This is a genomic window from Chitinophagales bacterium (assembly GCA_019694975.1).
Taxonomy (GTDB): domain Bacteria; phylum Bacteroidota; class Bacteroidia; order Chitinophagales; family UBA10324; genus JACCZZ01.
The window spans coordinates 52659-76571 of record JAIBAY010000006.1 but is presented as its reverse complement, the minus strand read 5'-3'; the positions used below and the strand labels follow the sequence as shown (position 1 = coordinate 76571).

20 protein-coding genes are annotated in these 23913 nt (G+C 45.6%); 2 read left to right on the top strand and 18 right to left on the bottom strand.

Annotation, left to right across the window (positions count from 1 at the left end):
• Positions 1–50: 50 nt before the first annotated feature.
• From nuoL to K1X61_11885, 13 genes are all read right to left on the bottom strand, one after another.
• Positions 51–2009: an NADH-quinone oxidoreductase subunit L gene (gene nuoL, locus K1X61_11945; GenBank protein MBX7109351.1), complete on the bottom strand. Its 1959-nt coding sequence runs from the start codon at positions 2007–2009 to the stop codon at positions 51–53.
• Between the two features lie 73 nt (positions 2010–2082).
• Positions 2083–2397 carry an NADH-quinone oxidoreductase subunit NuoK gene (gene nuoK, locus K1X61_11940; GenBank protein ID MBX7109350.1) on the bottom strand — a complete coding sequence of 105 codons (315 nt, stop codon included), beginning with the start codon at positions 2395–2397 and terminating at the stop codon, positions 2083–2085.
• A 57-nt stretch (positions 2398–2454) separates the two neighbouring features.
• A complete protein-coding gene (locus K1X61_11935) occupies positions 2455–2988 on the bottom strand; it encodes an NADH-quinone oxidoreductase subunit J (protein ID MBX7109349.1) in 534 nt (177 codons plus the stop codon).
• A gap of 5 nt (positions 2989–2993) precedes the next feature.
• On the bottom strand, positions 2994–3407 hold the full coding sequence (locus K1X61_11930; GenBank protein MBX7109348.1) for a 4Fe-4S binding protein: 414 nt from the start codon (positions 3405–3407) through the stop codon (positions 2994–2996).
• Positions 3408–3608: 201 nt separating this feature from the next.
• Entirely contained in the window at positions 3609–4685 is a 1077-nt protein-coding gene (gene nuoH, locus K1X61_11925) for an NADH-quinone oxidoreductase subunit NuoH (protein ID MBX7109347.1), read from the bottom strand.
• An 85-nt stretch (positions 4686–4770) separates the two neighbouring features.
• Entirely contained in the window at positions 4771–5886 is a 1116-nt protein-coding gene (locus tag K1X61_11920) for an NADH-quinone oxidoreductase subunit D (GenBank protein ID MBX7109346.1), read from the bottom strand.
• 66 nt (positions 5887–5952) lie between these two features.
• On the bottom strand, positions 5953–6408 hold the full coding sequence (locus K1X61_11915) for an NADH-quinone oxidoreductase subunit C (protein MBX7109345.1): 456 nt from the start codon (positions 6406–6408) through the stop codon (positions 5953–5955).
• Between the two features lie 53 nt (positions 6409–6461).
• Positions 6462–7028, bottom strand: coding sequence for an NADH-quinone oxidoreductase subunit B (locus tag K1X61_11910; protein ID MBX7109344.1), 567 nt, complete (start codon positions 7026–7028; stop codon positions 6462–6464).
• 62 nt (positions 7029–7090) lie between these two features.
• A complete protein-coding gene (locus tag K1X61_11905) occupies positions 7091–7441 on the bottom strand; it encodes an NADH-quinone oxidoreductase subunit A (GenBank protein ID MBX7109343.1) in 351 nt (116 codons plus the stop codon).
• A gap of 115 nt (positions 7442–7556) precedes the next feature.
• Positions 7557–7937, bottom strand: coding sequence for a fluoride efflux transporter CrcB (crcB, locus tag K1X61_11900; protein MBX7109342.1), 381 nt, complete (start codon positions 7935–7937; stop codon positions 7557–7559).
• Positions 7938–8067: 130 nt separating this feature from the next.
• The gene (locus K1X61_11895) at positions 8068–8835 is read right to left on the bottom strand and encodes a 2-phosphosulfolactate phosphatase (protein ID MBX7109341.1); all 768 of its coding nucleotides are present in this window, start codon (positions 8833–8835) and stop codon (positions 8068–8070) included.
• 360 nt (positions 8836–9195) lie between these two features.
• Positions 9196–10278, bottom strand: a complete 1083-nt coding sequence (gcvT, locus tag K1X61_11890) for a glycine cleavage system aminomethyltransferase GcvT (protein ID MBX7109340.1) — start codon at positions 10276–10278, stop codon at positions 9196–9198.
• Positions 10279–10476: 198 nt separating this feature from the next.
• Positions 10477–11337: a 3-hydroxybutyryl-CoA dehydrogenase gene (locus tag K1X61_11885; GenBank protein ID MBX7109339.1), complete on the bottom strand. Its 861-nt coding sequence runs from the start codon at positions 11335–11337 to the stop codon at positions 10477–10479.
• A gap of 344 nt (positions 11338–11681) precedes the next feature.
• Between K1X61_11885 and K1X61_11880 the strand changes: the two genes are divergently transcribed.
• Complete coding sequence (locus tag K1X61_11880; GenBank protein MBX7109338.1) at positions 11682–13094, top strand: hypothetical protein; 1413 nt, start codon at positions 11682–11684, stop codon at positions 13092–13094.
• Between the two features lie 26 nt (positions 13095–13120).
• Here K1X61_11880 and pheS read toward each other — a convergent pair whose 3' ends face one another.
• Both pheS and K1X61_11870 read right to left on the bottom strand, forming a co-directional pair.
• Positions 13121–14125 (bottom strand): phenylalanine--tRNA ligase subunit alpha, encoded by a 1005-nt coding sequence (gene pheS / locus K1X61_11875; GenBank protein MBX7109337.1) that lies wholly within the window; start codon positions 14123–14125, stop codon positions 13121–13123.
• A 279-nt stretch (positions 14126–14404) separates the two neighbouring features.
• Positions 14405–17749, bottom strand: coding sequence for a T9SS type A sorting domain-containing protein (locus K1X61_11870; GenBank protein ID MBX7109336.1), 3345 nt, complete (start codon positions 17747–17749; stop codon positions 14405–14407).
• Positions 17750–18191: 442 nt separating this feature from the next.
• Between K1X61_11870 and K1X61_11865 the strand changes: the two genes are divergently transcribed.
• Positions 18192–18686 carry a hypothetical protein gene (locus tag K1X61_11865; GenBank protein ID MBX7109335.1) on the top strand — a complete coding sequence of 165 codons (495 nt, stop codon included), beginning with the start codon at positions 18192–18194 and terminating at the stop codon, positions 18684–18686.
• Positions 18687–19203: 517 nt separating this feature from the next.
• Here the strand turns inward: K1X61_11865 and K1X61_11860 are convergent.
• From K1X61_11860 to K1X61_11850, 3 genes are all read right to left on the bottom strand, one after another.
• Entirely contained in the window at positions 19204–19863 is a 660-nt protein-coding gene (locus K1X61_11860; protein ID MBX7109334.1) for a response regulator transcription factor, read from the bottom strand.
• A gap of 42 nt (positions 19864–19905) precedes the next feature.
• Complete coding sequence (locus K1X61_11855; protein MBX7109333.1) at positions 19906–23040, bottom strand: hypothetical protein; 3135 nt, start codon at positions 23038–23040, stop codon at positions 19906–19908.
• Positions 23041–23175: 135 nt separating this feature from the next.
• Positions 23176–23817: a hypothetical protein gene (locus K1X61_11850; protein ID MBX7109332.1), complete on the bottom strand. Its 642-nt coding sequence runs from the start codon at positions 23815–23817 to the stop codon at positions 23176–23178.
• Positions 23818–23913: the final 96 nt, after the last annotated feature.

The following is a 23913-nucleotide window of genomic DNA, read 5'->3' as shown; positions in this document are numbered from 1 at the left end:
GAATCATTGCGCCCTTTTTATGTTTGGGAAATGCTTGTTCCAGGATCATTTCAATTCCACCAGTAAATAAAAATCAGCATCAGCATCACGATGCCGCCGAAGAAATATATGGCATATCCCTGCACTTTCCCCGATTGCAAACCTTTGATGGAAGCAGAAAACTGTCCGGTCGTCCACGCAATGCCATTCATGGTGCCATCCACAATGTTGCGGTCAAACCATGCAGCAGGCCTTCCGATCAAATTGAAAACGATCTTTTTTGTAATAAACAGATAGACTTCATCAATATAAAATTTTGCAAGCGCCGCTTTATAGAAACCTCCGAGCCCCGCTGCAATCCTTTCGGCCCGTTGATTTTGCTTTTGATACAGCAAAAAGGCAATCGCTATTCCTGATAAGGCAAAGCATACGGGCAGTATTGAAAAAACCAGGTTGAAATGTGTTTGAAACGGAACACCATCGGATGTAACAAATGCTGAAAAGGGTACAAAGCCGGTTATCAGGGTGCAGCAGGCCAGCACGAGTAGCGGAATCTTCATGGACCATGTTCCTTCTCCATGCTCCGCTGCATGATCGTGAACTTCATGTGCAGATATGGCTGTATTGAAAGCTGTTTTGTTCCAGAATATGGAAAAGTACAACCGGAACATATAGAATGCTGTGATGCCTGAAGTGATGAGTGCGATATAATAAACAGGCAAGTTTGAACTATGCGCAGCATGCAGAATTTCTTCCTTACTGAAGAATCCAGCAAAAGGCGGTACACCCGAAATGGCCAGACAGGCAATCAGAAACGTGATGTGCGCGACAGGCATTTTTTTTCTCAGTCCGCCCATATCCTTCATTTCATTACTGTGTACTAAATGTATAACGGCTCCGGCACCCAGAAACAGCAATGACTTGAAGAATGCATGCGTAAACAAGTGAAACATCGAAGCCGTGTAACCCAATCCATGTTCACCGCCATAACCTGCCACACCCAATGCAAACATCATATACCCGATCTGCGACATAGTGGAATAAGCCAATACCCTTTTAATATCCGTTTGCGTACAGGCAATCACTGCCGCGAGCATTGCTGAGAAAACGCCAACGGCAGCCACCACCTGCAATGCCACAGGATCAGACATAGCGAAAACCGGAAATAACCTGGCCACTAAAAAAACACCTGCCACTACCATGGTGGCGGCATGAATCAAAGCAGATACAGGCGTTGGACCTTCCATGGCATCCGGCAACCAGATATGCAATGGAAACATGGCTGACTTACCGGCGCCGCCAATAAACACCAGTACCAGTCCCCAACTCAGGGCGGAGACACCCATAAAGGATGCTGAAATGATGGATGCCAGTTGTGGTGTAGGCGTAGTAAGACGTTGCAGGAGTAATGCGAAGTCCAGCGTTTCGGCATAGAATGCAAGAATGAGAATACCGATAAGGAATCCGAAATCAGCGAAGCGTGTAACGATGAATGCTTTCTTGGCGGCAGCAACAGCAGACGGACGGTCGTAATAATATCCGATGAGCAGGTAAGATGATACACCTACCAGCTCCCAGAAAACATAGATCTGAAAAATATTGCTTGCCATCACCAGTCCGAGCATGGAAAAGGTAAAAAGCTGCAGAAATGAAAAATAAGTACTGAACCGTTCTTCACCTTGCATGTAGCCGGTGGAATAGATATGCACCATCAGCGAAACGAAGGTGACGACTACAAGCATCATCACTCCAATAGGATCCAGCGTTATACCCATCCTGATACTGAGTGTATCAGAAAACTTCAGCCACATTACATCAAGCGGCATAATGGTCTGATAAATGCCGTTTGTCTTTCCGTTTACAAAAAAATAAGTATAAGCGGTCAGCAGAGACAAGGCTGCTGAAATTAAGAGCAGCATCGTGGCGATGGCACCGGAAGATTTCCCAATGTATTTTCTTCCAAACAAACCCAGCAGAAGAAAACCTGCCAACGGTAACAGCGGAATAAGAGCGGTGTATTGATAGTTCATTGGTTGCGGTATTTCAGCTCCGGGTGTGCCATTGCAACAGCGGTCGCCCGGTGCCTGACTGACTTTTAAAGGGTTAAAACTTCATCTCCGATGCGTCTTCCACGTCAATGGATTGATGAGTCCTGTAAAGATTGATGATGATGGCTATAGCAACAGCCGCTTCAGCAGCCGCAATGGCAATGATGAATACGGTGAAGAAAATGCCATCCATCCGTTCCGGGTAGAGGTATTTATTGAAGGTGACGAAATTGATGTTCACACTGTTTAATATCAGCTCTACCGACATCAGCATGGTAATCATGTTGCGGCGGGTGAGAAAACCATAAACACCGATGAAGAACAGCGCCGTGCTCACAAACAGTATATGATTCATTGGTACATCACTCATGTTACTGCAGGTTAATGATACTCTGTTGAAAAAAAGAAACTGCAATCAGCACGTCCTTCATGTCACTGATTCCTGACTGACGGGTTTGCGTTTGCTTTTTATTGCAATCACAATACAACCCACCATGGCAGCAAGCAACAGTATACTCACCACTTCAAATGGTAATGCGAAACCATTGCTGCCTGTATCCAGCATCTGTGTGCCGATCATTCCCATATTCCAGCCGAAACTTTTACCGGAGCTGGTGAACCCGTGCTGCACAATAAGCAGGTAGGTTAATGCAAAACCCGACAATGCAGCACACGCTGCGGCAACCGATCTTGTAAGGGTTGGCTTACTCATTTCTGTGCCGGCATGCTGTGTCAGAAAAATTGAAAAAATAATCAGCACAACAATGCCGCCGACATACACGATGATCTGAACCGCTGCAATAAACTCCACCTCCATCCAGAAATAGAGCGCCGCTATACCAATCAAAGAAAAAAGCAACCAGATGGCAGCTCGAAAAACTTTACGCGTGGTGACGGCCAGTAATCCGGTACCCAGCATAAAAGCAGCGATCAGGTAAAAGATGATTTGTGATGCAGTCATATTGCTTACTCGATGCCGGCTCTTATTTTTGATCCGGGCCGGTTAAGTTTCCTTATTAATTTATTCCTGTCGAAAACACTGTGCTCGAAGGTCTGCGCCATTTTTATAGCGTCGGTCGGGCAAGCCACAATGCACAAATTACACATCGTACATAACTCAAGGTGATAGACGAACGTGTCGAGCGCCTTCTTCTTTTTGCCATCGGCGCCTGTTTCAAATTTAGTGATGATCTTAATGGTTCCGTTGGGACAGGCGAGTTCGCAGGCTGTGCATCCGGTGCAGGCATGTTCGTTGTTGCCATCATGCAGCATGACCACTTCGCCTTTAAACCGTTCCGGTAACTGCGGCGGTGTTTCCGGGTAAAGCTGCGTAATGACTTCTTTCCTTGGGTGAAAAAAATAGTAACCTGTCATCCGCATGCCTGTGAGCAGCGACTTTACCGTCCGGTAAACTTCTTTAATGTATTGCGCCAGAAACACAGAGCAAGTTTAGTGAAACTTGTCCGGTTATTTCAGCCCAATAAATTTTCCGGGCAGCGGCAGTGAAACAAAAAGCCGGATGAGCCTGTCAGATACTTCGGCCTGCATCATCAAACCGGCTCTTCACTGCTATAACCTGTTTCAGAAATACCATCCCATAATGGCGATGAAAGTCATCAGCAACAGATTAAACATGGAGATAGGCAGGAGATATTTCCATTCAAGATTCAACAACTGATCAATGCGCAGCCGCGGGAAAGTCCAGCGGAACCACATGATGAGGAAAATGAGAAAGAATGTTTTCCCAAAGAACCAGAGTGAGGAGGGAATGTAATCCATGATGCGGTTAAAGGCATCCCAGTGGCCGATATGAAAGGGCATCCATCCTCCGAAAAAAAGTGTTGCGCCGATACCGCATACGATGAAAATATTGACATATTCCGCCAGGAAAAACAAAGCGAACTTCATGCCTGAGTATTCTGTGTGAAAACCGGCGGTAAGTTCGGACTCGGCCTCTGCCAGGTCGAAAGGAGCCCGGTTGGTTTCTGCCGTAACGGCAATCATGAAAATCACGAAGGAGATGACGGCGGGAATGTGTCCTTTAAAAATCCACCATCCGTTTTGCTGCGATGCAATGATGTCGGATATACTCAGGCTTCCAGTAAGGATAACGATGGACAATACGGCCAACCCTGCCGACAGCTCATAGCTGACAATCTGTGCACCGCTCCGCATGGCACCGAGCAAAGAATATTTGTTGTTGCTTGCCCAGCCTGCCATCAGTATGCCAATAACTGAAATGGAGGAAACGGCAGATATGTAGAGCACGCCGATATTGATATCCCACATCTGAAATCCCTTTGCGAAGGCCATCGGCGCAAGAATCAGCATGGCAACTATCATCACGACGTATGGCGCGAGATTAAACAAAAATTTGTCGGCGCCTGCAGGCGTGAGACCTTCTTTCATCACAAGCTTTAACGTGTCGGCCAGTGTCTGAAAAATTCCCTGCGGCCCAACCCTGTTGGGGCCTAAGCGGATCTGCATGAAAGCAGAAACTTTTCTTTCCATGTAAACAAGCACCAATCCCAGGATGGCAAACAACAGGATGGCCATCAAGCCTACCAGCACAAACTGAATCAATAATGCGACAACCGGATGAAAGGTCGCATTCAGCCAGTTATTCACCCAATTGGTTATGCCTTCAAAACTCCACATTGTTAATTGTCATTGTTAACCGTTCAGTTATGCATAACATTAAACCCTGAATATTTTCCGTTCATCCTGCAGTTCTTGAGTAGCATCATCTGTCAATATCAGGTATTACCAGGTCCAGTGTTCCCATCGTAGCCACAAGGTCTCCGATCTTGCTGCCTTTCACCATGTGATTGAGCGCGGAAAGATTGGAGAAGCCCGGTGAACGGAATTTGATCCGGTAAGGCGTTGTGCCGCCTTCGCTCACTATGTATACACCGAGTTCGCCGCGAGCAGTTTCCACTCTTGTATAGAATTCTCCTTTCGGCAATTTTAAAACTGCTTTTGTTTTGGCCTGAAAGTCTCCTTCGGGAATATTGTCAATCAGTTGTTCGACGATGCTGATGGACTGATTCATCTCGCGCAGTCTAACGAGATATCTTGAAAAAGAATCGCCACCCTGTTCCAGCACCTCTTCAAACTGCAGCTTATCATACACTTCATACGGATAAAGCTTCCGGATGTCGCAACTGACACCGCTGCCCCGTGCCACCGGGCCGGTACAACCATAGGAGATGGCATCTTCCTTACTCAGTATGCCTACCTGCTTCATCCTGTTTTGAAAAATAATATTGCCAGTGATCAGGTCATCATATTCGCCGATTTTCAGTTTGTAGAGTTGCAGAAAATCCTTTACCCGTTTTTGGAAGTTGGGATGAAGGTCGTACATCACGCCGCCGGGCACCATATAATTCATGGTCAACCGGGCACCACAGGTTTCTTCCATGATATCGTTAATGGTTTCGCGTTCGCGGAAAGCATGAAAGAAGGGAGTGAAGGCGCCAAGGTCCATTGACATTGCTCCCCACCACAGCTCATGCGATGCGATACGGGTCAGTTCATCCATCAGTACGCGTATCACCTGTGCCCGCGGCGGAATCTCTATCTGCATGCCCTTCTCCACGCATAAGGCACAACCGTGATTATTGATGTGAGCGGAGAGGTAATCCATCCTGCTTGTCACATAGATGAACTGCCGGTAGGTCAGCGACTCGCACATTTTTTCTATGGAACGGTGGATATAACCAAGGTGAGGTTCTACTTTCAGGATGGTTTCGCCTCTCAGCGTTACCACAAGATGCAGCACACCATGCGTGGAAGGATGCTGCGGCCCGATGTTGATGATCAGGTCGCCTTCTTGCGTGGTGCCTACTTCTTCTGTCATAATTGTTTTTTTACAGCGGATGGTTGCTGCTGAAATGATGCCGCTCCTGCCATCCTGTTCTTTGGGTTACAGTTTTATCATATTCACCGGATCTTCAAAATCTTTTCTCAACGGAAATCCTTCAAAATCATCGGGCAGAATCAATCGCCGCAGATCAGGATGATGCAGAAATGTGACACCGAATAATTCAAATACTTCCCGCTCATGAAATTCCGCCGTGCGCCAGATGTCACTGACGGTTTCTATCTCCGGATTGCCGCGATCGAGTTTTGCCTTCACCACTACATGGTGACGGTAAGCAGTGGAAGTAAGATGATAGATGACTGACAGGTGTGATTTCCAGTCGACACAGGTGAGGCAGAACAAGTAGTCGAACTTCAATAAATCATCATTGCGCAGTTGCGTTGCAAGATTCTTCCAGTTCAACGGATCGGCCAGCACGGTCAGCCATTCGGTGGCTTCCTCAAACGCGGCTCCCGGCGAAAGGAGGGTGATTTTTGTCTTTAATTCTTCGTTGGTCATTTTTCTTCCGGCATTTTTATGCCTTACAGGTCATTCGATCTTGCCGGTTGATGTTACGGCATATCCTGCGCTCCGCTTTTAATCTGTTCCCGTGTGGCACCACTTCTTATTTTTTCCTGCAGGGTGATGAGCGCGTTGAGCAGTGCCTCGGGGCGCGGCGGACATCCGGCAACGTAAACATCTACCGGAATCACATGGTCGGCGCCCTTCACCACGGAATAGGTGTTGTAGAAAAAAGGGCCGCCGCTGATGGCGCAGGCACCCATGGCAATCACGTACTTCGGTTCTGCCATCTGATCATACAATCGCTTCAGCACCGGCGCCATCTTGTTCACGATGGTACCTGCGATAATAATCACATCGGCCTGCCGCGGTGTGGCGCGCGCCACTTCAAATCCAAACCTGGAAAAATCGTATTTCGCGCCGGCCACCGACATCATTTCTATGCCACAGCAACTCGTTGCAAAGGTGAGCGGCCATAATGAATTGGATCGTGCCCAGTTGATCACTTCATCCAGCTTACTCAGCACAACGCCTCCGCCCGGCAATTCATGAACCTGCCCCGGAAATGATTGCTTCTCTGTTATCGGATCAGCTGCTTCCAATCGTCGTATTTTAATTTGAAAATTAAATCGTTTGTATCAAAACTGATTACTGTAACCGGAATAACCAGGTTCAGTCATCACATCCATTTCAATGCTCCCTTTTTATGAGCATACAGAAAACCCAGGAACAGGATGAAGAGAAAAATCACGATCTCCACCAGGGCGGGCCATCCGACCTGCTTCACCACTACGGCCCACGGGTACATAAAAATCAGTTCAACATCAAAAATCAAAAAGATGAGTGCAAACAGATAATAGCCCACATTAAACTGATCCCATGGCGTGCCTTTGGAAGGAATGCCACATTCATAGGCTTGTCCTTTAGCCGGATTGGTGCTGCCTTTTACCAGCAATTTAGCCACAGCCATGCCGCCGGCGGAAAATGCCACGGCAGCACATATCAGCACAATCAGCGATGAAGCACCCATGATATTAAATTAGTGATGGACGAATATAGTGTGTTCGAACAATATACTGTTAAGAGAAGAACGACAATTAATAAATCGTGCAGCTGGAAATCTTTTTAGGTGCCTGCCCTAACTTTCAGCCAACGGATTTTGTCAGCCATATTCCGAGATACGTGGCGGCGATGCCTGCCGCTACGCTGACTGCTGCATATATTCCCAGGTATAAATAATCCTTGTTGTCCATCATCTGCACGCCTTCATAGGTAAATGCGGAAAACGTGGTGAAGCCGCCGCAGAATCCTGTTGTAAGAAACAGCCGCCATTCCGGTGAAAGCAGATTGTTTTTTTCTGCCATTGCATAAAATACGCCGATCAGGAAGCAACCAGTGAGGTTTACAGCAAGCGTGCCGTATGGAAAAACCACCGGATAGAGTTTATAAACGAGTTGCTGCGAGAGAAAACGGGCAACCGTACCTAAGAAACCACCTACACCGACAATGAGCACCAGTTTGTTCAATGTTGAAAAATCAGTTTATTCCTTGCGTATATAACCGGCACTATCATGATCGAAAAAAGCCGATCACCATTCATTAAAAACTTTCATAACTGAACAGGAAGGCAGATTGCTCCAGTCTGCAACATGCAGGTTAATCCAGATCATTCAGTGAGAAAAATTCTCCTTCCATATCCTTGCGGTAGTCGGCCCGCACGAGCTCCCCGTTTTTCAGTACCGGCACCACGTCGGTTAAGTCGGGGCGAAGGCAGTACTTGATATCGTTGATGACACCAAGATGTGCCAGCCGGCGGTAATGAGACGATTGCTTCATGAAATGAAACATGTTACGCCTCGAGTTAAGGTAGAGCTTTTCCGCGGCAAATGCGGAATCGGAATCCACCAGGAAAAACTCTTTGATATGATGAATCAGTGCGCCTGCAAACACGGTGTCTTCGAGGTTAAATTTATCGCGCCAGCCCGAACAAAGCAATAAAGTGTCTTTCCCCTCGCTGATCAGCCATTTCGCCAAAGCGGAAAAATTGAGAAAGCCGCCAATCACCACCTGGTGAGAAGACTCGGTCATCTTGATGGCACGTGTGCCGTTAGTAGTGGTGAGCACGAGTATTTTACCTTTCACTACGCCATTCATAAACTCAAAGGGTGAATTGCCAAAATGAAACCCCTCCACTTTTCTGCCATTGCGTTCACCGGCTAAAATATAGCCCTCCCGCCCTTTGTAGCTCAGGCATTCATCAATCGTTTCAACAGGAATAACCTTTTCGGCACCCTGATCCAATGCCACACACATGGTTGTGGTTGCCCGCAAGACATCTATCACTACCACCACTTTTCCATTGATCGGATACAGCGGTAATAAGCCCGGTGTAAGGCAAACTTCCAGGGTTGATTTATCAGGCAAATGCGATTCTTTTAGTGGTGGAAAGGTAGCCAGAATTTTTAATGTTATCTTTTTCCGGCACAACCATTATTCATAAAACGGCGCGTATTATGGAATGATCCGGTTACTTTTTTGACGCCTAAGCTGAATTGATTCCGGGTAATCAATTCTTCAACACAAACATCAGGCGGGTGAACGAAAATATTTTCCATCATGACAAGAGTGACCCGTGAGAAAATTCCTGCTCAACGCTGTAACCATGAATTGTTAAGGATGAAATCAACCGCATTCCTACAGGCTGTTTATTATCCTTCACCTGAACACGATTGCTTACCAGGAAGCGGAGCGTGCATAGAAGCGATCCGCTTCATGCCAACAACTTTACTTTTTCAAAAACGGCATCTTAACCACCCTGGCCTTCAATTGCCTGTCGCGAATGGATATATAAAGGGTACTGCCTTCGGCGGAAAGCTCCACCGGCACATATCCCATACCAATCGCCTTTTGCAGCGTGAGTGATTGCGTTCCACTCGTTACGGTGCCGATCGTCTTGCCATCTGCATCCACAATATTATGGCCGTGACGGGCAATCCCTTTATCAATCATTTCAAATCCTACCAGTTTACGTGCAACACCATTCTTTTTTTGTGCTTCAATGATATCCCTGGCAACAAAATCCTTGGTGAATTTGGTGATCCAGCCAAGCCCTGCTTCAATCGGTGATGTGGTATCATCTATATCATTACCATACAGGCAAAAACCCATTTCCAGCCGTAATGTATCTCTTGCCCCGAGGCCGATTGGCTGTATGCCGAATTCTTTGCCCGCTTCAAAAATCTTATACCACAGATCTCCCGCATCAGCCGTATCAAAATAAATTTCAAACCCGCCGGCGCCGGTGTAACCGGTGTTTGACATCAGCACATTTTTTACCCCGCCAAAAACGCCGCGCGCAAATTTGTAATAAGGAATCTGCGACAGGTCGGTAGTGGTCAGCTTCTGCAACACTTTAATGGCATTCGGTCCCTGAACAGCCAGCAATCCCGCACGGTCACTGATATTATTCATCTCCGCCCCAAACGTGTTATGCTGCATGATCCAGTTCCAGTCCTTTTCAATATTGGAAGCATTCACCACCAGCATATAAGAATTATCCTGCAGGTGATACACCAGCAAATCATCAACAATACCGCCTTTATCATTGGGCAGGCAGCTATACTGTACATCGCCGATCTTCAGCTTTGATGCATCATTGGAAGTAACGAGCTGAATCAGCTCAAGCGCGCGTGAACCCTTGATCACAAATTCACCCATGTGAGAAACATCAAACACGCCTACATTTTCACGCACACATTGGTGCTCGGCATTGATGCCGGCATAGGAGATCGGCATATTGAAACCTGCAAACTCAGCCATCTTTGCGCCGAGTTTTATATGTGTGTCTGTTAAGAGTGTTGTTTTCATAGCAAGCAGTACGGGTGCATAATGTTTGCGCAAAGATAGATTTTATACTATCATTTTGCTGTATGCGCAGCCGCCGCTGAAACCTGATTTTGAGAACATGCCGCCGCTGCTGCAATCGCATCAGCACAATCACCGTGCACCGTTTTCAACGAGGTTCAGCTATGCATGCAGGTGTCATCTTATTTCCGGGTGAAGCAATCAATAGCGGTAAAATCCGCGCCCGGTCTTTTTCCCCAGGCATCCTGCATCCACCATCTGCTGCTGAATGTCACTGGGCCTGAAACGCGGCTCATGCTGCATCAATTCATACAATGATTTTGTTACGTTCAGGTTGGCATCTACGCCGATGAGGTCTATCAGCCTGAAAGGCCCCATCCTGAATCCGCGTGATTCGAGCAACTGATCAATAGCTGCAACGGGAGCGACTTTTTCCTCCAGCAGGCGGAGCGATTCGGTATGATACATCTTGCCGATACGGTTCACGATAAAGCCCGGCTTGTCTTTCGCCATCACCGGCTGTTTACCCATTTTGACGGCAAGCGCAAAAACCGTTTTGGCGCAGGCTTCCGCCGTCCGTTCTCCTGACACTACTTCCACCAGCTTCATGAGATAAGCAGGATTAAAAAAATGCATGCCCGCAACACGTTCCGGGTAAGGAATTGCTGCTGACAGCATTGTAATAGGTATGGAAGAAGTGTTGGAACAAAAAATGGATTCATCCGCTTCTGTTAATTGCGCCAATTGCCGGAAGAGATTTGTTTTAATTTCCAGTCGCTCCACGATCGCTTCAATCACAACGTCTGCCGCCAGGTCGCTGAAATTACCGGAAGGATGAATGCGCGACAATATCCTTTGCTGCTCTGCAGCATCAATTTTTCCTTTTTCAACAGCAATAGTCAGGTTATCCGTGATAGCGTCGATTCCATGACGGAGAGCCTTATCTTCCACATCATATAAAATGGTATTGTAACCGGCCTGCGCGGCGAGCTGCGCTATGCCTGCGCCCATTGTGCCTGCACCAACAACTGCAATGGAATGGATTTGTTCTATCGTTTTCATGGTTGCGCTACTGAAGATCATCAGCGCCGGAACTGCAAGTTACAGTGTAATAAGATCACTTGAACGATTCATCTTCCATTCGCCCGGCAGGAGCAGTGCATGCGCTTCAAATTAACCCGCCTTCCAAATCAGGTAATGGCGAATATATGATGCGGATTTTCCTGACAAACACCGAAGCAAACGAATGACAGACTGATGCGCTTAAACTGAGTGATAATATACATACGCGCAGACATTAACTTCCTGTCATCTTGCTATCTTTACCAGTTAAACTCTCTTTGAGAAAACCTGCGTTAAACATTCATCACCCGTGTTACTCCTGCTTCCTGTAGCAGCCGCCGACCATGGATAAGGCATTACGTCATTCCGCAACTTCACTGTTTGCTTCCTTACTGAAAAAAGTAAGGGATAAAGAGCTGCGTGAATTTATGGAGACTTACGCCGCGCAAAACAAATCTTTTGAAACAGCGTTCCTGCTGAAGTTTGCAGACCGGCTTAAAATTTCAGGCAAAGACAAATTCCAATTACTCATTCAGCAGATTATCGCTGATGATGAAGCGAACGGCGGCTATATAACAACTGTTGCAGCGCGGCTCGATACATTACTGTTGCAGGCGGCAGATCAATTAGCATCAAAAAACTACCTCGACCCGTTTCACCTGGCAGTGGTGCTGATTGAATTCGTTCATCCGCTCCTTGGACGCCATGATGATCCCGAACTGCTCCTGCAACAAAAAGTCATCGCGGCTTTTTCATTGCTCGATGATATCATGCATGCCGATGCCGGCCCTCAGTTGAAAGAACTCATCTTTGAAACGGCTTTGCAGCAGGCGCTCAAAGACGAATACCGGCACTCCGGCGTGGCAGATGACTGGATCAACCTGCTCTTAGACGGTGCGGCAAACGAAGAACAGCAATACCGTATCCTGTCATTGCTTGAACAGCTGATTACAGCATCTGGTAAACTGCAGAAAAGCGCAGTTAATGAGCGGTATGAAGAATTTTTTCTTCGGAAAAAGATACAACTGCTGGAAAAGATGGGCAGAGTAGAGGAAGCGCACCTGGTGATGGAAGGCAACCTGCGGATCAAGGCATTCAGGCGGCAGCTGATTGATGAATATATAATGAAGAAAGATTTTGCTGCGGCTAAAGAACTGCTGAAGGAAAGCAAACGCAGCGAGATGCAGAAGGGACGGTTGTATAGCAGTTCGGAATGGGATATACTGATTTTAAAAATCGCCCTGCTGGAAAACGACCAGCGTACTATACGGCAGACAGGCTTGCGGCTGTTTTATGACCGTTTCAACATCGAATACTATCGTCACGTGAAATCTACTTACGAATCTGAAAAGTGGGCGGCGGAGGTCGAAAAAATAATCAGTTCGCTGAAAGCGGAAACACATTTCGGGTTACCGGGCTTCCGGGCATTGGCAGCTATTTATACCGAAGAAAAATACTGGCCGCGCCTGCTGGCACTCGTCCAAAAAAATGCATCGCTGGAATTTGTGGAAACGTACTATGATCTGCTGAAAGACCGGTTTCCGCAAGAACTGGCAGACATTTACCGGGTGGCCCTTCGGCGGTATGCCGAACAAAATATGGGACGTGAACACTACGAATACATGGTAAAAATGCTGCGCAAGATTCAATCATTGCCGACCGGTATCAGCATTGCAAAATCACTCACCAACGAATTTAAAGTGAAATACAGCAACCGCAGAAATATGGTGAAGGCGTTGAACAAATTAGTTTTCTGAACATCCGATTTTGCCTGATAACTTTCTTACCTCGCTGCTTCAAACTGCTCCAGGAACCGCACATCATTTTCAAACAGCATGCGGATATCAGGGATATCATATTTGAGCAATACTAATCTTTCAATACCCATTCCCCAGGCATAGCCGGTATACACTTCCGGATCAATCTTACAATTCTCCAGCACCTTCGGATGAACCATACCGCAGCCCAGTATCTCCATCCATTTTACAGTTCCCTTCCGCCTGATGTCCAGTTCCGCGGATACCTCCGTAAAAGGAAAATAGGAAGGCCGGAAACGCCATTCGAAATCATCCCCGAAAAATTCTTTGAAGAAATAATACATCGTCTGTTTAAGATCGGCGAAGGAGACATTTTTATCAACGTACAGTCCTTCCAGCTGATGAAAAATAACATGGTGTTTGTACGTGATGGTTTCGTTGCGGTAAACACGTCCGGGCGCTATGATGCGGATGGGAGGTTTTTGTGTTTCCATCACCCTTATCTGCACATTGCTGGTTTGCGAACGGAGAATGATACCCGGATTTTCTATATAGAATGAATCCGTCATGTCACGCGCCGGATGATCTTCCGGAATGTTCAACGCCGTGAAGTTGTGCCATTCATCTTCAATCTCCGGACCTTCCGCCACCTGGAAACCGATGCGTCCGAATATATCAATCACCTTTTTACGGATCACTGCCACCGGATGTCTTGAACCCAGTGCCATCGGATTGCCCGGCATGGAGAGATCAATTGTTTCAGATTTGGATGAAGTGGTTGTGGATGAAAGCTGATCTTTTAAAAGTTGAAATTTCTCTTCTGCCTTTTGCTTCAGCGCATTCACCACCTGCCCGAACTCCTTCTTGCGCTCATTGGGCACCTGCTTCATTTCAGCAAACACATCCTTGATCACGTTTTTGCTGCCGAGATACCGTATCCGGAATTGCTCCAGTGCTGCCGCATTTGAAATCACCTCCGCTTCCATTTCCTGCAGCATGGTAGCTACCTTCTCGAATAGTTCGTTTGCCATCATGTTAATTATGAAGCACAAAGAACGTGAAGAAAAATCAAATTCACAGGCAATGTGTGCCATGAATTTGCCGGTGGCGTTCCGTACTACCGAGCAATTGTAATTTTGCCTGAGGTCATCATCCTCGACAATTATTTATGAATGTAAATTTGACGAGTGCATTCGTCAGCCCTGTACAAAATATCTTCCTTCCCAATAAAAAACCCTGACGGGTTTCCTCATCAGGGTTTATGACTTCGCTACTGCATAAATTCCCCGCTACGCATAACCAATAACTGATTACCGCTTCACCACCTTCTTCACAACCGTTTGCTCAGCGGTAGCAATTTTTATAAAATATACACCTGCCGCAAGACTGGACATATCGATCGTGCTTTCATTTTTCAGCAACGCCAATCTTTCACCGGTTATGTTCGCCAGTTCCACTTCAAAATCGGTTGTGGTCGCAAGCGTTATATTCAGCCGGTCAGTTACGGGATTGGGGAAAATGGCAACCGGCGTATCAGCCTGCATATCTTCATCCATCTTGCAGGGCACCGTTACGGCTACTACATCTGAAAGTTTTGTACATCCATTCGCATTCGTTACTTCCACCTTATAATTTCCCTGTTCCGTTGCCGTATAAGCCGATTCCGTGGCCCCGGAAATATAATTGCTCCCTTTCCTCCATTTGTAAGTGAGGCCGGCACCTGTATTGGCCTGCAGCACTACACTGCCACCTGCACAGAAAGTGGTAGGACCCTGTGGCGTTATGATGGCCAGGGGATCTTCATACTCAGTAACTTTCACAGTTGCAGATGTATTGGTACAGCCGGTTGTAGTATTCGTGACTACTACTTTGTATTTCCCTTTCGAGTCAATCGTATACGAAATGCCTGTTGCACCGGCCACCGGTTCATCTTTGTTCAGCCACTGGTATGACCTGTTCGATCCTCCGGATGCAGTGAGCACGACATCTGTGCCCTTGCAAATCGTAAGGGGTCCGGCAGGAGTTACATTTGCTTCCGGCTGGGCTTTCACCTCCAGTACCAGTTCATTGGAATAATCTGTTCCACCGCCGGGGCAAATTGCCTTTAACACATAGTAGAACGTACCTTTATTCAACTTGTCGGTCGTATAAGAAGTAGTAGTTGCTCCGCTTCCACCACTCACATTCGAATAGGGCCCGCCGGGTGTTCCTGACACCATCCATTGGTAAGTGCCGGACGGATCCTCCGTAACACCGTTGGCCGTCATCACCAAAATATCCTTTGCACACAGCGTCGCCGATGTAGGAGTAACTACTCCGCCATTGGCCACACAACCGCTGGTAAAATCGTCGTATCCGATATCATGCGGAGCTGTTCTTACCTGGCAATCAATGTCGGTAGTGTCATAAGCGGGAGGTGTAGTTCCTGTTCCATCCAGGGAAGCAGACAAGTAAGTGCCGTGCAAATCATTAGCCTGATTAACAAATTTGGGATCGGCGACCTGCGTGTTGGCATCAGTGCCCGGGTTTAATGTCATGGCGGCCTGCCAGTCAGCAAGTGTCGCGTAATTTATCGTCAGGGCCCTGCCTATATAACCATTCGTATTATCGGCCAAAAAGTAATTATTGTAATCGGCCAGCGATCCTGCATTGCCATAAAAATTTGAAGATTGCGTGTAGATGCAACCATGATTAGCAACACCTGTTTGCCCGATGGTAAAATTTGCAAAAACATTATTTTTTATCTGAAAAGTTTTAGTGGTGCTGAGAATGGATAAGCATACTGATGATACATTGGGGAATGTGCTTCCATTCAGACTTATGCTGTTGTTGAATATGTCTGATGTGATAGTACCCGCACCCGTGTCTGGAAAATAAATGCCAATAACAGCAGTCTGCGCAGTTGGAACGCCAGTATATGATGTCAAAAGATTACTGATGCTGTTATTATAAATCCTGAAATTTACTACCTGGTTATCCCATTCAATTCTTATGCCTGTAAGATAATAGACGGAACTTTGACCGGTATTATTTCGCTTTAATGTGCGGATAATATTGTTGCTTATTTCATTGGTGCCCCATGAATTCACAATCTGAAGACCATTAATATGACCTCCCGAGCCCGTGCTGGAAATATTTTCAACGATACAGTTGCGAACTACAAAATTTTTCTGCCCGCTAATATTTATTCCATATACTCCACTTGTGCTAATGATGTCGTCCGGTACAGCCGGATCACCAATGTAGTTAAAGGTGCTGCAGGATGAAGTAATGATTTGGTTGCCTTCATCAGCGGGGCCGGTTGCATTATTTGGTGCACTAATACTTATACCGAAGTTGCAGTCTTTTATGCTTATATCGCGATAGGTATTATTTGAGTTGGTGCCCGGAAAACCGCCCGGAGACGTGGTGCTAAACGAAGATATTCCATACACATCTCCATGTGCGCGATTCAGGTCAATCGAAATCTTATCGAACAGGTTATTCTGTGCGCCTTTCGCTCCTGATATTTCAAAAAGAGCCAGTCCTATTTCAACGGTCTGCGGAGCGCCATGGGTAATGAGGTTGAGGTTACTGATAGTCGTATAAGATGCGCACACACCAAGCAGCGGTTCTTCATTATGGCTTAAGGCTGTCGTACTCACCCCTGTTCCGAAACCTCCTCCCGATGCGGCGACGCTGGAACCCCTGTATGCCAAAGTTGCCGGAATACCTGTTTTGGAAATTGTAAGGACATTGGTAATGCTCGCATTGGGGGTTGCCACAAAAATGGGAAATATATTATCCCCGTTGGCCGTAGTAGTATCATATTGTGCATCGGTCAGATTTAAAGTGACAGCACCTGTAATGCCGCGGTGATTTACATCTGCAACCGCTTCTGTTATGCTGTTGTAAGTTTGACCAACACCCACATTGTAAGTCCCGGCAGCAAGAACAGCCGGTGCGCCAGGCGTAAAACGGAAGTTGTAGGAAGGCCATCCGCTTAAAGGACTTAACATGCGGTGACTAACTATGGAAGAACCCGTGACTGCATCAATAAAATTGTTATTGCCCCCTGCACCCCATTCAATACCTATCATGGCGCCACCACTGGTGGTTTGCGCTCCAATAACATTTAATGATCCGTATCGGAATTCAATAACATTGGTAGATTCATAGAGTATCACCTGGCAGTTCATCCTCACATTACTACCTGTTGTGCCGGTATACGTTGGATAGTTGGAATATTGAATGGTAAACGTTCTGCTGCCCGGCGCACCTTGTGTCTGATACAGAATATCTGATGACGCATCATCAGTCAAATTATTAAACCATGGAGCAAGACTCTGGTTAGGGCCTGTCGTGGTTACCATATTCGAATTCCCTGCAGAAGTTGAAGGTGCAACGGCATCAAACCAGACTACGCCGTTGGTGCTTAAACCGAGGGTGGTATAGGTTATGCCATTATAAACAAAATCAAAACCGACAGGAATACCGGTTTCATTTGCATTGTCGCCCGTAGCCACAGAGGAGGTTGCCCCACCGCCAATCGTAATGGCAGTGTATGCTTCATTAAAGGTAGTCCTGGTAAAGAGTGGCTGAGCGCTCAGCCGTAGGCTCATGAATGCGAATACGGCAATGATGCAGGTTGCCATCCGGAGTAACTGCTGTTTCATGTGATGCGGGGTTTTTAAAGGGTTCATGTGATCAGGATTTCGGGAACAAAAAATTTTGACACAAACATGCATTCCGAGGTGAATGGATCCTATCACCAATTATGGTGAATCTCCGGAGCGTTGCGTTAGTACTTTATGGATAGGAAAAAGGGACGGTTCCCGGCAATTTGAATTTTTCAACATTGATTTCCAGTCGTAATCTGAAAAATATATCGACCGGTAAATCCAAGAAGCTATCTCAAAACAGGCAAGCAATGCAGTCATGCCTGATATATTCAAGTATCTGTCAATGAATTGATGAGATGCTGATCCCGATCAATCGCATAGGCGTCAAGCTAAAACAGGACACTTTTAAAAAAAGGAGTGGAGAAATGGGAATGTTTGTATAGGAGGAATCAAAAAAAGTAGGTGCTATTTAGGTGAAACCAAATTACGACATCTAATGACACCCAAAAGCACCTGCTCAAAACAGGCAAAAAGTTTCAACAGTATAATACAAAAAGTAAAAAATATTACGTGCAACCGCTTTGCCCGCCAAAGTGGATTTAAGCTTAGAATAGCGAAAAAGGTAACGGGCAAGTCAATGATACTTGGATTTTTTATGCTGGCACTGCAAAACAAGAATACGCTGCAGGGATGCGCAGAACAGATTTGCCGTGTGAGTCGTAAAATGGTATCTAAACAAGCGATCTGGTCGCGGATCAGCGACGGGTTGATCCGGTTTTTGATGTTGGCATTGAAATTCGAGACCAGCCACCAGGTATCAATCAATGCTAAGCAAGTCAAGATGCATCCGGTTTTAAAACGCTTTAAAAGGATATTGCTTCAAGACAGCACCACCCTTGCACAGCAGGCCAATTGCCGGCGAAGAAAAGCAAGGGAAGACAGAGATTATCGACTCCAGCATAGTAAGGAGTATTATGAACTGTTAGGTTAACAGCTATTGATCACCTCGGAAGATGCCACCATCTTTAAATGCCGGAAAAGTCAATTTAATCTTCAAAGACTCATTGATAAAAGCATATCGTTCACCCAACAAAGAGTACAAGCCATCATTTATCTGATGCTTCTGTTCATTGTGCTGTTTCAGGTAACGGTATATAACTATGTTCAATCAAAAGCATCGCAGATCAAAAATAAAGGTATCAGTATGCTCAGGTTGTGCAGATATATCTCCAGCAACGTTTACCGATTCCTGGAAAATTCACTCAACAAACTACTGGGCGAAATCATTTATTATCGCTGCTATGAACATCGAGATGACCGATTAACATTCATTCAAAAATTGAAATTAACTTGACGCAAATGTGATCAATCGGGACAGACTGACTACAACAATTTTGAGATAGCTTCTGAATTTCTACAAGGGCAGCGAATCAGCACCCATAAGAATGATTGCCATAAACCTTTGAAAAACAGCATCTGCAATGAAGCGATGTATAACTGTTTCTTCCTCAATATCCCTTTGATATAGTTTTCGACACTGCTTCTCCCACTGAGTTTACATGCAGCTTCCTGTATATCCTGCTGATATGGGAGTGCACTGTTTCAAAGCTGATGAAAAGCTCATCCGCAATCATTTTATACGATTTACCTTTTACCAAAAGATTCAGCACCACTTTCTCGCGCGGGCTCAGGCTGTTGAATTCATCCTGCTCGGATTTAGACGGCCGGAGTTTAGAAAACTGGTCAAGCACTTTTCGTGCGATAACCGGTGTCATCGGCGCGCCGCCCAAATAGACTTCATTTATATATTGAATAAGTGATTCCATGTTGGCATTCTTCAGCACATAACCATTGGCGCCTGCACAAATGGAGTCGAATACTTTTTCATCATCTTCAAAACCGGTAAGCATCAGCACAGGCAAGTCGGGAAACTTTGTCCGCAGCAGTTTCACCGCATCAATCCCACTCATAAAAGGCATATCAATATCCATCAGCACCACGTCGGGCCTGGTGACTTCGATCTCCTTAATCAGGTGATTGCAGGATTCAAAGCCTGCGGCGAATATCAAATTTTGTGTGGTAGATAACAGCATTTCCACCGAATCACGCACATCTTTATGATCATCAAATATTATAATCCGCAAAATCCTGTTTTCTGAAACTGACATAACACAAAAGTGAAGGAGGACGTATTAACTGTCTATCACCATTTATGGTGAAATCTTTATTTCAATCTGAATAGTGGTTCCCTTTCCCGGTGCCGATTCCATCCTGAATTTTCCGCCGATCTCCCGCGATCGCGCTTGTATGTTTTTTATGCCGTTGCCATTGTACAACTTCTCCTCCAGCACAACGGAATCGCTGGCAGGAAGCTTTCCACCATGATCATGCAGCATAAAGCCTCTCCCGTTATCCGCAATCGTCATTATCAATTTACTTCCGTCTTTTTTAATGATGATATTAACCTCCGAACATTCAGCATATTTAATAATGTTGTGCAGCGCTTCCTTATAAATGTAGAAGAGGTTCTTTCGCTTCGACATTTCCAATTTGGTTTCACCGGTGCTTTGATCAGACGCGATGTTAAACTGAATCCCGGCAGCACCCAGGAGTGATGCAGCATAGCTTTCCATCCTGATCACCAAATTCCGGAGGGTATCATTGGTTGCTTTAACCGCCCACACAGCATCACTGGTTTTATCTACGATTTCGCGGGAAGAGATTTTTATCTTGTCGAGAATGGACAATGTCTCATCCGCCTTTTCCTGCATCAGCTTTACGCTCGCCACCTGGCTGAATAAGCTGATGCTGCCCAACGTGGAACCGATATCATCATGCAGATCTCGGGCTATCTTATTTCTCACTTCCTGCATTTTAATAATCTGGCTCATCCTGTAACGGTAAAATGCGTACCCTGCTGCTAGTACCGAAAAGATCACGCTCAGATAGAACAAGTTGGTTCTGTAAAACGGCGGCGTGATAATAATCGGAACAGAGCGTGTTTCACTCTCCGCGCCATCACTGTTGACGGCTTTAAACTTAAGCTCATAATTTCCCGGCGGCAAATTGGTGTAGGTGATATATGGATTGTTTTCATTGTTTCTCCAGTCGTGATCAATACCCGTTAACTGGTAGATGTATGTAACCTGGTCGTTATTTGAAAAACAGTTTGAGGAAAGATAAAACCTGAGAAAATTCCGGTCGTATTTAAAAATCAATCGTTGCAGCAGAAGTGAGTCCGATGCTTCATCCATCACCCACAACCTGGTAATTTGTACACGCGGCTTCTCTGCATCTCTTTGAATCTGATGCGGATTGAAGGAGAGGAAGCCTCCTTCAAAACCTGCGGAAAGCGTGGAATCATGGTCGTTGAAAAAATACCCGTCAAGTCCTTGCGGGATACCTTGCTTCGAATCAAACAGCTTATACACTTCTTTCGATATGTCGTAACTCAGGAGGCCTTTGGCGGTAATGATCCAAAGGTGCTGATCATCTTGTTTTGCCAAACCCTGCAGTGATTTGTATTCACCTTTCAGGAAGGAGAACGGAGCGCTATCATTCTCCGGATAAAACCGGATCAGTCCTGAAACCCCTGACGTCAACCAAAAACTGCCGTCCTCATTTTCAGCAATATCATATACATCATTTAAATGAATTAAATCATTTCCTTTCCTGTTTTTCCACTCCCGTTCAAAAATCAGGATATCATGCAGCATGGTATCTGCGAATGGAAACAGGTCGGGATCAAATTCCGGAGGTAATATGAATTGGGTGATCCCCTTTGTTGCTCCGCAAATCCACATGCGGTTATTTGAATCCACATATAGCTTGCGAAAAAGATTCTCGATAATCACCGTGTCACCACGGCCCTGGATGAGCCTGAACAAATTTTTGCGCTGCAGGTCAGCCATCACAACAACATGACCATATGGTAAGCCACAGAGTAAATTCCTATTACCGTCCGGGAATTCAGTGATGTAGTTGTATCGTGAAGCATAGACAGCATAAAAACCCTTGTTATCCATCTCCGGATTGGTTGGAATCAACTTTAATGCAACCGATCTGGTGTCGAGCATAAAAATCGTCTTATTCGTTCCGATAAAAACAGTCCCATTACGGCTTAAGTAAATGCTGGTGAGCTGAAGCCTTTCTTTCCTGTAGTTAAAGGATTTGAAGTGATATTGCTTTTCTGTTTTGTTCCGGTAAAACAAACCACAGGCCGAAACGATGTATTCAGTTCCGTCTGTTGTGATAACACGATCAAATACCCTGCAACTGATTTTTTCTCCGGGAACCGGGAGCAACGTTACCTCGAACTGGTTTTGAATCGGATCATAAACGTATAAACCCTGCTCCGTTCCCACCCACATCCGGTTATAGTCATCACGGTAAATGCAGTAAACTTTCGTGGTGAATAGCTCAGGAGCATGATGCCCTGTGAGAAAGATCTTATTTTTTAAATCGAAGAAATGAAGCCCTGATGCTTTACTGCCGCACCACAGCACCTTATGATCATCTTCCGCGATGCTGATAAATTCATCACTCGAAAAATTCAGCTTTCCGGTGCCGTCAAAAATATAGCTCGCCACCAGATTTGCATCTTTATCAAATTGATGAAGAGCATTGTCCCAGGCCCCGCACCAGATGAACCCATCGCTTGCCAACAGTGCGGTATTAACCGTTAACGCACCCTGAATCGGCGACCCCGGCGTACTCTTCAGAGGAACATCGCCTAATTTTTTCAATGAACGGGTCAAAGCCCCGACAAATACCGTGGAGTCCTTTACAATCAACGCATACGTACTTCTTAACCCGGAAAAGTTTGCAAAACTTAAAAGTCCATTTGTTTCCAGTGGCAGCACGTTTCTTGTTTCAAGATTAAATAGCTGCAGGCCTCCATTGTTGAGCCCGATCCAGAGTGCATTTCGCAGGGAATCAAACAGGATAACATTAATACTGCTGGAGAAAAGACCTGTGTTGCTCCTGTTATAGGTCATGAACTTTTGTGTTCTGAAATCATAAGCACAAAAACCTGAAGTAGCAGTACCAATCCATAAGATGGAATCATTATCATATGCAAGGCAAGTGATGTCGTTACTGCATAGCGAAGTGGAATCGTTCACACGATTCCGGAAAACATAAAAACCACGGCCGTCAAAGCGGTTGAGTCCATCCTTCGATCCGAACCACATGAATCCCTGCTTATCATGGAGCATGCAGGTGATACGGTTGTCGGAAAGGCCATCCTGTGAGGTGAGATGCTTGAAGGCAATCGACTTTTCCTGAGCCAGTACGGATTGCAAGGAAAGCAGCCACAATGAAAGCAGTAAAATCAGGAGGCGCATGAAAAAATGGAATGGCGTTACAACACAATATACTTAAAGATAAATATGGTGTGAGGTGCAGACGCCAGGCATGGCGGATTTGCAATCCATCAATACTTTATTGAAGATGAGACGCCGGGCATGGCATCTCTACGATCAATCATAAAAGAATTTATCCTCCTTCCATTTTATAGGGTTGTTGATGATATATGTGGAAATCCGAACATATTCAAGGTAATTGCGGATGATATGATCTTGAAATCGCTCCTGCCAATCAAATTCAATATGGTGATTGCGGGCGTAGATAGTCACCGATGATTTGAAACCACGATTAACAGAACCTAAATTTTTGGATTGTGGTCCGAATTGGTTTTTCGGCAATTCGTTGAATTTAGCGCCCGTAGAGAGGTTATGCATGGCGTCTTTTATTCCACCATCGTGCGGAATATCCGATGTAGAAACGCCATGTATGGCGTCTCTACCAGACATTATTTGTTTTTTTTCAGAGGTGTTGAATTTATTTTCCCCAATCATCAAAATCCCATGAAAATGATTCGGCATCACCTGAAATGAATTCAACGTCAAATTCATATCAGGTCGTATTTCCGGTGTTCTTGCCCATTCCGCATGTGCAATCCTTACTAATTCATGTAGATGCATTTCACCGTCTTCTATTTCCCCAAAATATTTTTTACGGTCTTTCGTGCAGATGGTAATGAAATATGATCCTGGTAAACCATAATTCCAATGCTGCAATCGCGACGATGGGATCCGGTATTTGTTTTTGAATTTGCGCATAACATATTTATATATATTCCACTAATATGAATGTTGCTCAAGCAATGCACATCTAAATGAAGTAGTCTCATTATTGAATCATTTGAGAAAGGATGA

Excerpts from the sequence above, each read along its gene's own strand:
- K1X61_11930 (MBX7109348.1), bottom strand. The coding sequence starts at position 3,407 with ATGCGGATGACAGGTTACTATTTTTTTCACCCAAGGAAAGAAGTCATT.
- K1X61_11905 (MBX7109343.1), bottom strand. The coding sequence starts at position 7,441 with ATGGGTGCTTCATCGCTGATTGTGCTGATATGTGCTGCCGTGGCATTT.
- K1X61_11850 (MBX7109332.1), bottom strand. The coding sequence starts at position 23,817 with ATGCGCAAATTCAAAAACAAATACCGGATCCCATCGTCGCGATTGCAG.
- K1X61_11855 (MBX7109333.1), bottom strand. The coding sequence starts at position 23,040 with ATGCGCCTCCTGATTTTACTGCTTTCATTGTGGCTGCTTTCCTTGCAA.
- K1X61_11920 (MBX7109346.1), bottom strand. The coding sequence starts at position 5,886 with ATGACAGAAGAAGTAGGCACCACGCAAGAAGGCGACCTGATCATCAAC.
- pheS (MBX7109337.1), bottom strand. The coding sequence starts at position 14,125 with ATGGCAAACGAACTATTCGAGAAGGTAGCTACCATGCTGCAGGAAATG.
- nuoL (MBX7109351.1), bottom strand. The coding sequence starts at position 2,009 with ATGAACTATCAATACACCGCTCTTATTCCGCTGTTACCGTTGGCAGGT.
- nuoH (MBX7109347.1), bottom strand. The coding sequence starts at position 4,685 with ATGTGGAGTTTTGAAGGCATAACCAATTGGGTGAATAACTGGCTGAAT.
- K1X61_11915 (MBX7109345.1), bottom strand. The coding sequence starts at position 6,408 with ATGACCAACGAAGAATTAAAGACAAAAATCACCCTCCTTTCGCCGGGA.
- K1X61_11885 (MBX7109339.1), bottom strand. The coding sequence starts at position 11,337 with ATGAAAACGATAGAACAAATCCATTCCATTGCAGTTGTTGGTGCAGGC.
- nuoK (MBX7109350.1), bottom strand. The coding sequence starts at position 2,397 with ATGAGTGATGTACCAATGAATCATATACTGTTTGTGAGCACGGCGCTG.
- gcvT (MBX7109340.1), bottom strand. The coding sequence starts at position 10,278 with ATGAAAACAACACTCTTAACAGACACACATATAAAACTCGGCGCAAAG.
- K1X61_11870 (MBX7109336.1), bottom strand. The coding sequence starts at position 17,749 with ATGAAACAGCAGTTACTCCGGATGGCAACCTGCATCATTGCCGTATTC.
- K1X61_11865 (MBX7109335.1), top strand. The coding sequence starts at position 18,192 with ATGACACCCAAAAGCACCTGCTCAAAACAGGCAAAAAGTTTCAACAGT.
- K1X61_11880 (MBX7109338.1), top strand. The coding sequence starts at position 11,682 with ATGGATAAGGCATTACGTCATTCCGCAACTTCACTGTTTGCTTCCTTA.
- K1X61_11860 (MBX7109334.1), bottom strand. The coding sequence starts at position 19,863 with ATGTCAGTTTCAGAAAACAGGATTTTGCGGATTATAATATTTGATGAT.
- K1X61_11935 (MBX7109349.1), bottom strand. The coding sequence starts at position 2,988 with ATGACTGCATCACAAATCATCTTTTACCTGATCGCTGCTTTTATGCTG.